Origin of the sequence: Pseudoalteromonas obscura (genome assembly GCF_030135505.1) — a bacterium.
Taxonomy (GTDB): Bacteria; Pseudomonadota; Gammaproteobacteria; order Enterobacterales; family Alteromonadaceae; genus Pseudoalteromonas; species Pseudoalteromonas obscura.
Window position 1 is genome coordinate 735,671 of the sequence record NZ_JASJUT010000003.1, and the last position, 14,158, is coordinate 749,828.

15 protein-coding genes are annotated in these 14,158 nt (G+C 41.6%); 2 read left to right on the forward strand and 13 right to left on the reverse strand.

Annotation, left to right across the window (positions count from 1 at the left end; translation table 11 throughout):
* Positions 1–29: 29 nt before the first annotated feature.
* The 8 genes from QNM18_RS11255 to QNM18_RS11290 all read right to left on the reverse strand — a co-directional run bounded on the left by QNM18_RS11255 (position 30) and on the right by QNM18_RS11290 (position 6,815).
* On the reverse strand, positions 30–776 hold the full coding sequence (locus QNM18_RS11255; protein ID WP_284137259.1) for a hypothetical protein: 747 nt from the start codon (positions 774–776) through the stop codon (positions 30–32).
* A 309-nt stretch (positions 777–1,085) separates the two neighbouring features.
* Positions 1,086–1,559 carry a GNAT family N-acetyltransferase gene (locus tag QNM18_RS11260; protein WP_211010577.1) on the reverse strand — a complete coding sequence of 158 codons (474 nt, stop codon included), beginning with the start codon at positions 1,557–1,559 and terminating at the stop codon, positions 1,086–1,088.
* A gap of 42 nt (positions 1,560–1,601) precedes the next feature.
* Positions 1,602–2,117: a hypothetical protein gene (locus QNM18_RS11265; RefSeq protein ID WP_211010576.1), complete on the reverse strand. Its 516-nt coding sequence runs from the start codon at positions 2,115–2,117 to the stop codon at positions 1,602–1,604.
* Positions 2,098–2,463 (reverse strand): c-type cytochrome, encoded by a 366-nt coding sequence (locus tag QNM18_RS11270; RefSeq protein WP_284137260.1) that lies wholly within the window; start codon positions 2,461–2,463, stop codon positions 2,098–2,100. The genes QNM18_RS11265 and QNM18_RS11270 overlap by 20 nt, the downstream gene beginning before the upstream one ends.
* A gap of 32 nt (positions 2,464–2,495) precedes the next feature.
* Complete coding sequence (locus QNM18_RS11275; RefSeq protein WP_284137261.1) at positions 2,496–3,758, reverse strand: EAL and HDOD domain-containing protein; 1,263 nt, start codon at positions 3,756–3,758, stop codon at positions 2,496–2,498.
* 13 nt (positions 3,759–3,771) lie between these two features.
* Entirely contained in the window at positions 3,772–4,965 is a 1,194-nt protein-coding gene (locus QNM18_RS11280) for an HD-GYP domain-containing protein (RefSeq protein ID WP_211010570.1), read from the reverse strand.
* Positions 4,966–5,236: 271 nt separating this feature from the next.
* Positions 5,237–5,374: a hypothetical protein gene (locus QNM18_RS11285; protein WP_211010569.1), complete on the reverse strand. Its 138-nt coding sequence runs from the start codon at positions 5,372–5,374 to the stop codon at positions 5,237–5,239.
* Between the two features lie 175 nt (positions 5,375–5,549).
* Positions 5,550–6,815: a serine hydrolase domain-containing protein gene (locus QNM18_RS11290; RefSeq protein WP_247687354.1), complete on the reverse strand. Its 1,266-nt coding sequence runs from the start codon at positions 6,813–6,815 to the stop codon at positions 5,550–5,552.
* A 191-nt stretch (positions 6,816–7,006) separates the two neighbouring features.
* Between QNM18_RS11290 and QNM18_RS11295 the strand changes: the two genes are divergently transcribed.
* Together QNM18_RS11295 and QNM18_RS11300 are read left to right on the forward strand one after the other, a co-directional pair.
* Positions 7,007–8,686 carry a histidine kinase gene (locus QNM18_RS11295; RefSeq protein WP_284137262.1) on the forward strand — a complete coding sequence of 560 codons (1,680 nt, stop codon included), beginning with the start codon at positions 7,007–7,009 and terminating at the stop codon, positions 8,684–8,686.
* Between the two features lie 11 nt (positions 8,687–8,697).
* Positions 8,698–9,411, forward strand: coding sequence for a LytR/AlgR family response regulator transcription factor (locus tag QNM18_RS11300; RefSeq protein WP_211010565.1), 714 nt, complete (start codon positions 8,698–8,700; stop codon positions 9,409–9,411).
* A 103-nt stretch (positions 9,412–9,514) separates the two neighbouring features.
* Here QNM18_RS11300 and QNM18_RS11305 read toward each other — a convergent pair whose 3' ends face one another.
* The 5 genes from QNM18_RS11305 to QNM18_RS11325 form a co-directional block, all read right to left on the reverse strand.
* The gene (locus tag QNM18_RS11305) at positions 9,515–11,275 is read right to left on the reverse strand and encodes an ATP-binding protein (protein ID WP_284137263.1); all 1,761 of its coding nucleotides are present in this window, start codon (positions 11,273–11,275) and stop codon (positions 9,515–9,517) included.
* Between the two features lie 616 nt (positions 11,276–11,891).
* A complete protein-coding gene (locus QNM18_RS11310) occupies positions 11,892–12,527 on the reverse strand; it encodes a L,D-transpeptidase family protein (protein WP_284137264.1) in 636 nt (211 codons plus the stop codon).
* A gap of 143 nt (positions 12,528–12,670) precedes the next feature.
* Complete coding sequence (locus QNM18_RS11315) at positions 12,671–12,931, reverse strand: hypothetical protein (RefSeq protein ID WP_211010560.1); 261 nt, start codon at positions 12,929–12,931, stop codon at positions 12,671–12,673.
* Between the two features lie 51 nt (positions 12,932–12,982).
* The gene (locus tag QNM18_RS11320) at positions 12,983–13,249 is read right to left on the reverse strand and encodes a VOC family protein (RefSeq protein WP_284137265.1); all 267 of its coding nucleotides are present in this window, start codon (positions 13,247–13,249) and stop codon (positions 12,983–12,985) included.
* Between the two features lie 264 nt (positions 13,250–13,513).
* Positions 13,514–13,849, reverse strand: a complete 336-nt coding sequence (locus QNM18_RS11325; RefSeq protein ID WP_211010556.1) for a hypothetical protein — start codon at positions 13,847–13,849, stop codon at positions 13,514–13,516.
* Positions 13,850–14,158: the final 309 nt, after the last annotated feature.

Here is a 14,158-nt window from a genome sequence, read left to right on the forward strand (position 1 = left end):
TGACTATGGTTTATAAAAGTACTATTAATTTACTTTAACAAGGGATCTGTGCATTTAGGGTAGGCTTTGTAAATACCACTCGACATCACGGCGACTTTTTCTAAATTTTTGCTATTGTTTGCACCTCCAAGGAGCATTACCGAAAATGGCGGTAATATTTTCACAACATTAGGACATTCATCTTTATATGTCACCGCCACAGCGCTGGCTAATACTGTATTTCTATTTAACCATACTTTGGTTTTCAGTCCATTATCGTTAACTTCTGCAACGCTTTTACCAAACTTCCAATCTAGATATTCAATCACTTTTGTAGTTGGTGCTGAGCCTATAAACCGAACTTGGTCATGGCGCATTTCTATCTTTTTGGCAACATAGGCATGGCTAAAATAATCAACTTGCTGAGCACTTGATTTTTTCCAAGCGAAGTCTGTTAAAACAGACGAACCAGCCTCTTGAACATGGCATTTGATTTTACCCAACAAAATTACATCTTGAGTGCCTAAGTTTACCATTTGGCCTGCGACTGGTGATTTAACCGTGCCGCGGATCACGTCTTCAGTTTTTGACAAAGTTTCAAAACCGCTAGGACAGGTTTCATTCGCCGCTTGTAACCAACTATTCTCAACAAAACCCTTGTCTGTACCGTGGTATTCAATATGGTGAATATCGTTCTTAGGAATAACAACATAGCCGTATGTACCGGTCAAAGGTTGATAAGTTGCCGAACAGCCCACTAATGACAGTAACGCCAGCGCAATAACAGCTTTATACATATTTTCTTTACTCTTTATCGTACGAATTACACAATAAGAACGCGTGTTTCTTGCTACAAACTAGCTTTACGGATGACGTTCCCAAAAAGGCGATTCTATCACTTCCGAATCACCGATTGAATTTTTGTGCATCATTATTGATAAAAAACAAACAAAATACCTTGCTTGATCATGCGGCTAAACATGGTTGAAGATTGAATGACAAAGTAACTAACGCCCTGCTCCCTTTAGAGTTACTGTTAGTCCTTGTTATTAAAATAGATGAGTGAGTATGGGTTGTTTTGGCGTTTTCCTTTACCCATTTGGACTTTATGTAAACATTTGTCTCATTTTTCTTCCACCAACGGGTACCAAGCCATTGCGTTGATAAAAGCTCAATGTACGTTCAAATTCTGGTAAGGGTGGTGTACAAAGCTCAAGACAAGACCAGCTACGTTCGTGACCATACGCCTGTACTTGCTCTATCAACATGGACCCTACACCGTGAGACCTATACGCATCAGACACATAAAACTCTTGAACAACACCTATTTTTCCTCCCGCATACAGTGCATAAGTCTCAGTCATCGTCGCCACTGCAATCGGCTCATTTTGATAAAAACCTATGATTGCAGAGTAATGCCCTTCACCCATCAGCTTGAAACAACGCCTAGCGGTGCTTTTTAGATCTATCTCAAAATGCTGTGCACGGGTTAACTGACAAATTTCAGTAGTCAGCTGTACAACCATTTCTGCAATGATCTCGCAGTCTTCTCTTGTGGCAACTTTAAAGCTTATATCCATATTTATTCACTCAAGTTTAATGAGATAGAAAGAAATACTCAGTTAAAAACACGCCCAAGCCGTTTTTTTAACTCTGAAAAAACAATTGTACGCCTTATCGGCATCAAGCACCTCTAAATCATACGCACTGTCTAGCAGCAGATAAACCCTATCATCTTCCAATCTAATGTGGACTGGAATTTGCAGGTGTGCCTGTTCAAATTTAGGATGTCGCAAAATAGCGCGGCTGCTTTCCTCAGGTAAATTAAATAACCTCAAGACCGCCATGTTGATGACTAACTCACCATCTCCATTGTGATAACAACCTTCAAACTCGACTTTCGCCGAATAGTATGATTTGGTTTTTGATAGCATGCTGCTTTTAAAGCGAATTTTGTTCTCTTGAGGCAACTGGATACGGTATTTAACTCCAGGCCCGCCATTAACTTTCGCCAATTCTGTGATCACAAATACATCTTGTTCGGTATTTCTAAATGCCAAGAAAAACTTCCCATACTGTTCCTTCGAGTAAGCGCATAAGCCCATATTTTGTAATGGATTAGTGATGGACTCCGTCATTGTTTAACCTTTTCTCCATAGCAGTTTGATAGTTAAATTTGAGATAGTTCAAATGTTCAATTATGAGTACAGCTTCTGCATCCGTCATTGCTTCAAATGAGGGCATGGCTCTTGGTATTTGCTCACTATTTTTTAACCATGCAATCAGTTCTAATTGCGTTTTCTGGGTTTTCACGTTGGCAGGAACCCCCTTAAGAAAGTTCCCTTGCCCTCGCTCCCCGTGACACCCTTGGCAATGATGTGCAAACAACTCTTTACCAGTTTTGAATGCGGGGTGCTCATGTGATTCGTTATCTGTGCAACCAAAAAGCCAAATCAATAACACCAAAGTAAGGTAATTTTTCATTCTCTTTGCGCCTGTACCTAACTGTTATGCATTTATGTTTCGCTTGATAGCAATACACTATTCATTTGTTTGTAGGCCCAATTAACAGCTTCATAATGACACGCTTTAACCGTTTGCTCAGTTACATTACAACAGGCGTAATCAAATTGTTGCTGGCATTCAATGGCGATGGCACACTGTAGCACCTTGCCCCCATGGCCTTGCTTTTTTAATATCGCTGTTTTGACAGAGCCACATAGGGGAATATGATGAAACAACTGTTGAGCCGGTATGTCTAAACAAGTTTCCAACAAAGAAAACAGACCCGTGGTAAAATAAGCATTGCGCTGAGCTCTCGTCAGTCGCTGCTGCTCAGCCATTAATTCGCAAAACTTGGCGCGCTGCAACATCAATAAAAACAGCATAGGCGGTTTATCTGTCATACGACTGAGCGCCATAATACAAACCAAAGTACGCAACTGCTCCAAACCTAAAAAAATCAATATTGATTTAATATCATGAAAAACCTTCCCCATACCGGTGTAAGCAGAATTGATATATCTCAGCAACTTATAGTAAATAAATGGGTCTTGAGACACCAAAGTTTCCAACTCGACAAAACTGACCTGTGGATCGTTAAGTTTTATCAGCAACCTAAGTGTTGAGATTCGATTGTGTGGCGCTTTTTTACCATTTAGCATTTCCGGGGAAGCAAAAAAGTACCCTTGAAACAGCTCAAAACCCAGCTTTTTGCACATTCGATACTCTTGCCAAGTTTCAACCTTTTCGGCCAACAATTTCACAGAAAAGCGCCGTAGTAAATTGACTTGGTGGATTAATGCCTGTGTATTAAATGCTCTGATATCCACCTTAACTATATCTGCACACTCCAACAGAGGAATAGCCGCTTCACTGTATACAAAGTCATCGAGCGCTATGGTGTAGCCCCGCTCAGCCAACGCCTTGACGGAATTAACTAAATACTCATCTATTACCACATCTTCCAAGACTTCAAATACAACCGAACTTGCAGATAAGCTCAATGACTGAGCATGATTTAAAGCATCTTTTGTCATATTGATAAAACAAGGTACATCCGCACTGAGCAAGTCCATGCCTACCTCTGTCATCGCTGTGATCATCACCTGCGCCGTCGCATATTCTGGGTCAGGCTCAGTACAGCACGTTGACTGACAATGTGGACGGTATAACAGCTCGTATCCAACTAATCTTAATTCTCGGTCACAGATTGGCTGGCGGGCCAAAATGCACTCGAACTCAGATGCAGGCCCACGACAATTTTCTTCTGTTGCCATGTTTACTCCCTTTTTACAAAACTGTCTCTGCTAATTTTTCCAATATTTGAGAAATCCTAGGATCATTTGGTGACATCACCGCTTTGATCTCCATATGCATATATTGTCTGTCACTTAAATCCAGCTTGTGCCCACACTTGTTGCCGCTCAACAACTCTAATGTTGGCCTTAGACGACTTTCATTGCAGGCTTTAACAACCACAGCAATTTCACCACTGCTGGTCTCAACCACACACCCTATCGGATAAATACTTAGTGCATGAATGAACTTTTCCACCAAGCGCTCATCAAATTCCGCCGCACGCCGACTATACAGATATTGCAACGCTTCAATGGGTGAATACATTTGTTGATAGCTGCGTTGACGAGTCAAGGCTTCATATACAGATGTGATCGCCACCATGCGTGTTAGTAAACTCATTTTTCGCTCTGCAAGTCCGCTTGGATACCCTTGCCCGTCAATCCGCTCGTGGTGACACAACACAATGTCTTTTACATCTTGTGGTATGTCTGGTGCTTTATTCAGTATGTCGACGCCAAGTTGAGGATGCCTTTGCATTTTTTGTCGCTGCTCCACGGTAAATGCTCTATTTTGCGCCAATACTTCAGGCGTTACGTACAACATACCGACGTCATGCAGCAACGCCCCTAACCCAAGATGCAACATCTTTTTATTGGCAATGCCTATGTGCTTGCCAAAAGCGAGACTAAAAATGCACACGTTCACTGATTTTTGCGCTAAGCAATTGGACTTTTTCCTCATTTGTGCAAGATAAAGCATGGCATCAGTGTGACTGATTACGTGTGTAGTCAATTCAGTAACCACGTGCTTGGCTGCACCCGTATCGAGACTTTTGCCAAAACGCACATCGCTAAATATTTCGTTTAGAACCGACACACCTTTACTGTGCACAGTGCGGCAACTATGCATTGTCTTATGCTTGCTATAAGCTGTACGCTGCCTCTCTTGGCTCTTTGCTTTTATAACAATGTTGTTGTTTTTGGTCTGCTCTACTTCTTGAGCAAGCATTACTTCCCGCTCAGTATCGACCGTAACTCTACGACAGTATTTCGAGAGTTTGGCAATTTGCTCTTTAGACTCAACCAAAAACGCATGACACCAAAATGGGGTATGTAACCATTGCGCTTCTATGGCACAGACATACATGCCTATTCTTAAAGATTCGATGGGAATTTGTTTTTTCAATCCAATACTCCAGTCCCTTCGGCCAAAAAATGGCTACCTGAGTAAAATCCAATCAAGGAAAAAGATCATTGTGTAAGTACAGATTCAGGGCCTTAACAGCCGACATTAACGAAAGGACGGAATGATAGAGTGGATCAGGACATATAGCGTACGTTTGACAAAAACGTAACTAGCATAGTCACGCAAAATATTAAGGTACCTTGAATGCAGGCGCGAATACCTTAAATGATGTTCCGCCCTCTAAAATATTGCTTTAGAAGGTGTAATTAACTCAATCGGATACATCTTTTTCCTCTTGCTTTGTGCCATCCCCACTGGCTGCAATCACTTTCGAGTCCATGAAAGTGCAAGCATAATACTGCATAACATTTTTCTTTCTCAAGCCTTTGAGCAATATTTGTTCTTTCATTATGATTCAGATCAAATTGACTATGCATTTATCAATTGCGAAGGGGCTAGCTGAACATCTGCAGCTACCTAGAGTCGCCAAACCTACCTGCGTGCGCTATTCAATGTATTGCCTTTACTTTCACATAGGCACCGGAATGCGAAAAGGGGCAATCTGCCCCTGCGCACTGGTATGTTTACTGTTTCCTGGTGTAAACAAAACCAAGAACACTCAATAACAAAATGACGCCACAACCAATGGCAATCAAATTAAACATATCAACCAGCATAAAACGCAGCTGAAACATGTCTGGCGTTCCTGCTTCCCAGTTTGTCCATTTAGTTGCCATGTTAGATGCAAATGCGCGCTTGTTACCTGTTTGAAACATGATAAAGGCATTGCCAGTATGGGGGTTCATGCGCGCTGTTGCATTGAGCATTGGGGAGCGACCACCATGTCCCAAAATAAAACTACCATGATTATTATCTGCATATAACATGACTCCCGCTCCCCAGATCTCAAGTCCGCCCGATTGGCCAATTGGCTGATGCATTGCCAAAAGACTCTGATCGGTTAGTATTCTTTTTCCGGGTGTATTTAGGACTGAAACCGGAATTTGTGAACGCACAAATTTGGCAAGGTCTGACGTTGTACTATACAACCCCGTTGCAGCTAAAGACGTATAGTTTGGATAAACTAACAAGGTTTGATTTTCACCAAAATACTGAGCCGTTTGGGGTGCGCTTCTATCTACACTATATCCAGTATTTGTCATACCCAAGGGCTGAAATATCGTTTGTTGCATATATTGTGCAAAACCCTGCCCAGAAATCTCTTCAATTAACAGCTGAAGTAAGTTGTAGCTACCGCCCGAGTACTGCCATCTAGTACCCGGCTGTATGCCCACTGCAACTTTTCCCGATTTATCCGGTTCGCGATCAGCTGCCAAGGTCAAATGTTCGACCAACGGCTGAACCGGCGTACCTACAGGGAAGCCATCGTGACCTAAGCCATCGGTAATGCCGGCGGTGTGGCTCAGTAACCTTCTTACTGTGACGCCATCATTGCCAAACTCGCTCGGCGGCAATTGCCAGCGTGTTAAGTAATTAGACACTGGAGCATCGAGATCCAACTTGCCCTGCTCTGCCAATTTCATCGCAGCCACAGCAGCAACCCACTTGCCCAGAGATGCGACGCCAAATATTGAATCAGCATTCACTAAGTCGCCCTTCGACACATGATGCGTTGCAATGACCTCCCCTCGCTGCATCAATAACATCGCTGCATTGCCCTCAAAGCCTTTATCAACCTCAGTTTTAATGTTGGCCACAAACTCTTGTATATCGCCATCTGCTGCGATTTTTTCGATAAACCACCCCTGTGTTGTGGCATAAAAATTCAGTGCAGCCCACAAACTCATTACACCCAATGTCGACGCTAACCAAAGCACCCCTTTTTTCATTTCAGCTCTCCTCATATAAGGTTTGAGCCAATTATCCAAAATTGAACTCAAAATAATTGATCAAACTCACCAACTGCACCTGAGTTGCATTAAACGCATTTCATGCACTGAAAGATGGTTTACAATGTGCAATATGTTAGGGAACGGTATTAACTGTGATTAAAATAGAAATTAGAAATGGATTGATTTTAATGTGCCTACTCATTGGGGTATTGGCGCACAAATCTTTCGCCAACTCAGCGCTTCAAGGGGTAAGCAACCTTCGGCAGGCGCCTTTCTCAGAAAGTTTAGGGCAAGGTTGCCACAGCATAGAGCTAGATGATCGTCATTGGCAAACTTTTCAATTTCCCAATATCCAACCCCAACAACACCTCTGCATTAGAGGTACTCTCACTATCGTTCAGGAACAGCTGCCACCAAATCCAACACTATTGTTTTTAGCGCTCGCTGCCTATGAGATCTATCTAAATGGTGAGCTGATTGGCAAAAATGGTGTACCTGGTAGCTCTAAAACCTACGAACAAGTCGGTGCGATTAGCAGTTTGACCCAATTGGACTATAAAACAATGCCCCCCGGTGAGCACTTGATAAGCCTTGAGCTATCAAGTTTTCACACAGCAGATGCATTTGCAGCAATCGCCTATGCACTTGCAATTGTCGACCAACAAACGTTTTACCAAACAATTATTGTTGCCAGTAGCATCACAGCAATGTTAATCGGTGGCTTATTAGTGCTATTTGTGATCTTTCTTACTGTATATCTGCGCTATAGCCATCAAACTAGTCACCTCATATTTGCGTTGTTGTGTGTTTTTACGCTTGCTCTATTGGTTGCTGAGCAATGGAAGCTCTGGGTAAATTATTACTATGATGTACACCTCCTGCGAATGAATATTGTGGTTGCATTGACCCTTGTTGTGACCTCCCTGCTTCCGAGTTACTACCTTGCTCAGCACAATATCTCTCGCAAGTCTCTCTGGCTCACCGCGCTTGCTTTAACGCTACTTGCAGTGGTGTATTCTACAACCAGCTTTGATGCTCGCAGTGCATGGCTCTTTTGCTCATCACTGCTATTTGTTGGCGCAATCAATGTTATTGCTTTGAGGCACAACAAGGCTGGCAGTGTCATAGCCCTGCTGATCTGTGCCGCTTCTCTAATAGGGTTCATTTTAGCACCTCGGCTATTTTTAGAGTTTGGCTTTGCACTCAGCATTACCTTAGTACTGGCTTCAATTGGCATATCACTTTTAAATCAACTTATTAAACAGCGAAATTTGGCTTTGGAAGCAGGCAAAGTAAAGGGCGAGTTACTGCGCAGAAATCTGCAACCGCACTACCTTATGAACTGCTTGATGCAGGTTCAGGAACTTATCGACTTTGCTCCGACACAAGCCAACGAATTTGTGCAACAGCTAGCAGAAGAATTTCGTGCTCTGGTAAAAGTGAGCGAAAAAGAAGTTGTCACGCTAGAGGAAGAATTGCGCCTATGTCATAGTCACCTCAAAATAATGTCAGTACGTTACCAGCAAAACTATCAATTAGTGACACACATACTACCTGATAGCGCTACTCACATATTAGTGCCGACAGCCATTGTTCACAGTCAAATTGAAAACTGCTTTACTCATAATCGAATCACGTCAGACAGACCCATTAAACTCTCCGTTCAAGTCGGTAAAAGCCGAATCATTTTAGAGCTTACGACACCAATTGACGCCGTTACTCAACATCAGGGCATGGGAATTGGTGATGCATATATTCGCGCTAAAATGGCACAAGTTTGCGAGTCTGATTGGCAGCTAGACAGTTGCCAAGTTGCTGACCATTGGGTAACACGATACGAATACCAAATTAGACCGAAGTTTACATAGAGGAGTGTTTTATGAGAGTCGTCATAGTAGAAGATGAACCTCTATTACAACAAAGGATTGCGCGATTTACACGCAATATTTTAGGACAAAAACTCACCCACTTAGGGCAATTTTTTACCTTATCTGAAGCTGAGGACTATCTTGCAGATAACGAAGTAGATCTATTACTGCTCGACCTAAATTTACAGGGCCAAAATGGCTTTTCTTTACTTCAAAATCAACTGGCAAAGGCTTTTCATACCATTGTGATTTCTGCCTATGCCGACAAAGCAATCGAGGCATTTGAGTTTGGTGTTCTGGATTTTATCGCAAAACCATTGGAGGAACACAGACTAGCTAAGGCCCTCGCCAAGCTCACTGATAACACTTTGCGAAGCCATTATGGTTGCCGTTACTTAAGCGTAAAAAAACGCGCAGCTATCGAGTTAATCGAAGTCGCCAATATTGCTTGGCTCAAAGCCGATGGCCACTACAGTGAAATTCATCTGATAAACGGTGAAGAGGTCTATTTGCACAGCAAAAGTATTGAAAAAATTCAACTGCTTTTACCAGAGCAATTTGAACGGATCCACCGCTCATACGTCGTCAACATCAATCAGCTAGCACGCATACAGGTAGAGTCTGGCGGACGTTATTTTGCACAGTTACGCGATAACACGCAATTGCCGATTGGACGCACCAAATACCTCTCGATTAAAAGTCATATAGACACAAACAAAAGCTAGTAAATCGCTATACTGAAATTAAATGCATAGTAAGTACTTACAATCCAACTAGATATTGTTTAATGCATCGCTATGGATAAACATGTAAAACAAGAAAGGTCAATTAGCATTGGTTATTAGACAAATCATCCCCTTGTTCTAGGTTACGCGTATTTTGCTTTACTGATTGTTTAATGGTGCGGTACATCGCGTGCATAGCCACTGGCTTACCAATATGGGCTGCAAAGCCGAGACTTTTATAGTGCGCAATGTCTTGCGACATCACATTTGCGGTGAGTGCAATTACAGGTATGTTTGGATTGGCTTTTTGAATTAACAAAAATGCTTCTATACCGTCCATTTCAGGCATTTGTATGTCCATTAAAACAATGTCATAGCAAGACTGATTAAAGGCTTCTACCGCAAGTTTACCATTCTCAACGACATCCAAAGTGGCACCAGTTTTCTCTAGCATCTTTTTAATCACTATTTGGTTTATTTCATTGTCTTCAGCGATTAGAACTTTCAAAGTTGCAAAATTTGGAAAGCAGTCTTCGTCTCCCTCTTTATTTGGATCAGTTAGCTCAGCTGGTGCCAGTGGTAAGATAACATCAATCGTGGTGCCTTTACCTAGTTCACTTTTAAGATTAATTGTGCCACCCATTAAGTGAACTAAGCTCGCCGTGATGGCAAGGCCTAACCCAGTACCACCATACTTGCGTGTGGTCGACGAGTCAGCTTGTTGAAATCGGTCAAATATCGACTGCTGGGCGTTTTTATCCATTCCAATTCCGGTGTCTTTTACTGCGATATGTAGCGCCGATTCTCCTTGGAATTGAATGGCCTGCACTTCAATTTTTATTCCGCCTGAGTCAGTAAACTTGACGGCATTTGACACCAAGTTAAGCAGGATCTGCCGAACTCTGACAGAATCACCCAAGCGGCCATCAGATTTCCCCAGATCAAAACTTGCATCAAGTGAAATAAATTTTTTTTCTGCTTCAACTTTTAAATCTGACACGACGGACTCAACAGTATCTGCCATTGAAAAAGGAGCGAGCTCTAGCGCCAATTTATGCGCTTCAATTTTTGAAAAATCCAAAATATCATTAATAACCGTAAGTAAGGATTGCGCAGAATATACAGCTTTTGACATTAAACTTTTTGATTCCTTATCGAGATTTCCTTTCTCAAAAATCTGTAGTGCACCTAGAATACCATTCATCGGTGTGCGTATCTCATGGCTCATATTTGCCAAAAATTCGCTCTTAGCTATGGAAGCTTGTTCTGCCTTTACTTTAGCCTCTCTAAGTTCTTCATTTTGCTGTCGCATTTTATCTCGAGAGCGCTTTAGTTGCCCTGAGTATTTTCGATTGAAAAAACCAACATTGCAACAATACAAATAGACACTTGCAGCGGCTACAACCTGCGTGACAAGCGGTGACTGCTCAACAAACTCAAAACCGAACCACACCCCACCGGATATACAACCCAATGCCAATACGGCAGTACAGCTGTAGTACCTTTTCACACCACCTAAGATAAGGCTATTTAACGAATTAACGATTAACAACGCAAAGACCACCCAAACCTGAAACCCAACCACTGCGCACCAAATCCCATAAAATAGAGCATCTAAGTGTAAGTTAATGTATTCATGGATATTTTTGTCGGAGAAAAGTTTGCTGTGTAAGCGCGCTACGTGAGGCCAAAGTGCACAATTTAGAAAAATAAAACAACCAGTGGTAAAGCTCAGGCCTTTGTACAGTGCCCCAATGAGCATAATTGCCATTAAGACGCAGCCAATTATGCGTGGCGCATAGTTAAGTTTAGCCAAGGAAGGCTTCTGTTCAGGTGTATCGTTGCTATATTGAGCAGACGTCATGTGAAATGTTTAAGTCCAAAGCGCAGCTAATCTTTTAACTTTATACACTAAAACAAGGGTTTTTATTTAAGTTTAGGTTAAAAAGTTTGCATTTTTGCACTGGTACACGTGTACAGGAGTATTGTTTTCACCACACATCGGAACTCAATCTACCGCTATATTGCTACAAGATGTTCAAAATACACACTTTTATTAACAGCACCAAAGTGTACATGCTCACACTTAAAAGCAAAACACAGATCAACAACTTACCAAGCTTAGTGTTTGCCACCGTTTTTGTGACGACACACCATAACATCAACATGTACAAGGCTATTTCGCCAGAATGTTTAAACACCAAAGCTTGATTGTACGTGCCTGAGACCCAAAATTGCGACGAGACGTTAGAAAAATAAACTCCCCAGCACAGTTGATAAAGACAGGCGATTGGTAAAAAACAAAAGCTCACCGCCTGCCATAGCCTAAATGATTGCATAACGCCAAACACCCTATTTCTTTTATGTTCTCAATGACTGACGCCTTATAAGACGACGGTATGATCAGCATCTGCACAACCAGACATGTGTATGTCACCAGGCTCGCAATCGCGATACATAGCCCGAAAATGACAAGCAAGCTATCTATCATGTTTAAACCTCTCAAAATAGTTTGAAATGTTTAAATACAACGTCTTCACCCACTGCGGTTTATCGCTCGCTAACTTTGAAATATCATTAATTCGTGGGTCCGACGGCGCAATCGCGACGTTGACATTCGATTTGCCTACTAGCGTTGTTAAAACAAAAAGTTCTTCAGCAACTTCATCACCCATCGCTAAACAACCAATTGAAATGGCCTTTCCATGAATGAAAATATTGGTGCCGGGCTCTGCTCTACCCTCTTCTTTTGCATGCAGTAAATCAAAATCATTTGGGTAGTTGAGCTTCAAGGACAGATGAAATGCACTATTAGGGTTTAAATACTCTAGCTGGTAAATCCCTTCTGGAACTTGCTTATCACCTTCCCTTAGCTTGGGACCTAACACACCACTAGCTGCCAGCACTGGGTAGGAACGTATAAAGGTTTGCTCCTCGGCATTTTCAACCCACAGTTCAAGCTCATTTGAATCTTTGATTGCAAGCAAGGTAACTTTTTCAGGCGGAAACTGAACATTTGCAGTTTTGAAAAAAGGCAATAACCTATCTTTTGAGGCCTCACCATATAGGTCGACAACATCTGCTGTAGTGCGCTTTCCAACAATTTTATGAAACATAGGAACCCATATAGGCCTCATAAAAAAATAGACACCAGCTGTGACTACAATAAAAGAAATGAGTGCTAGAAGTTTTACAAAATGCATTGTTGATCCTTACTTGCTATAAAATACTATAGATATTAATTCCATATTAATCTTCTTTAAACTAAGCCAATTCCCAAACCAAGCACTAGGATCACAAAATACAACGGGCCGTGATTAAATCTATTTAAAAGCCAAAAATACAAAAAAGATAAACCAAACGATATCAAAGTACCGACTAAAACATACGAAAAGCTGGCGCCGCTCATCCAACCAAATACTAACACCACTGAGGAATATATACCTGCACATAAGATTGGTTTTTCGGTGATTGCCAATACTCTCAGTAAAGCGAGTAACAAAATTATTTTTATAATCATTATATTTTCCTATTTGAGCAAAATGAGTTACCTATTCTGTGCTCATTGCCACTAACCCCCACTAAAATCAGTCAAACAAAACTCAAGTATTCCCCATGCTTGTTCTACAGTTTCAGTCAACTGGACATTAAACTCTTCGCTCACCTTTACATTTAATATATGTTCATGCCAGCCAGTCGAATCTTCCACCAACAGGTGCAGCATGGCGTTTTGGCAATGACTCGGTTCGTAAAAGTCTTGGAGAAAAAAGGCACAATTACCAAGTCTAAAATAAGCAGCCCCTTCAAATTCAGAAGTTGCAGTTAATGTTAAGCTCATTGTCGACAAATACGAAGTTTTCGGATTTACAAACGTGAGAAGCATTCTCTGTTAATGCAGCTTGAAGATCCTGAGTAGTGCTGCATACGCAGTCTTATGTGGCAATTTTATACTTGTGGTCATTCAAGTTTTCTGCCGCTGAACAAGTGAAAGAACAGTCAATCAAAAATAGTCAACACAGTAGGCTATCTAATTCATAATATGCCGTTTTGCGCGTGTTTCACACGCTTACCAGTCAGCAAGCGTGCTAACCCCAAGTGCCTTTTACACAGCTGCAAAGTTATAAATGTCAGACGCCTGCAAACCGTAGAAAAGGCCAGGTATAAGAACAACACACGCTGCTATAAATGCGTAGGTGAGAGATTTATTCTTTTTACCTCTTACATACGTGAGACCAATAGTTGCCGCTATCAGAAGAGGCAGTAAAAAATGCACTCTCATGAGCGCCATTAAAACAAACAGCCGCTGCACTTCGATACTCATTGATATATCGTAAGCATAAGCCAACAAAGGAGCCCCAATAAAAGTTCCGATGATCAATGTAGTTACATATAAAAGAATTAAGAACCACCACGGCGTGTTTTCTATCAGTTTAATCATGTTTCAGTGCACTTAACGCCAACATAAACGGCGTATTAGGCTTGGCTAAAATTACCTAAGAATGGACGCCAGCCAAGCATTAAACGGCCCATTCATCATTGTGTTGCCATTTTACAACTTTCCCCGCCAATGAGGTACTTAAATCACTCATCATGAGGAGTTACGTGCCAATTAACCAAGTTATTCTGCTCAATTACGACTCTTTTCGCCAAAATATATATACGCCACCCTACTTATCTAAATCAAAGTAATTAAACTGGTTGCGTAATAGCAAGCGTGCTCGCGATAAGAAGGTAATGTTAAAAATCT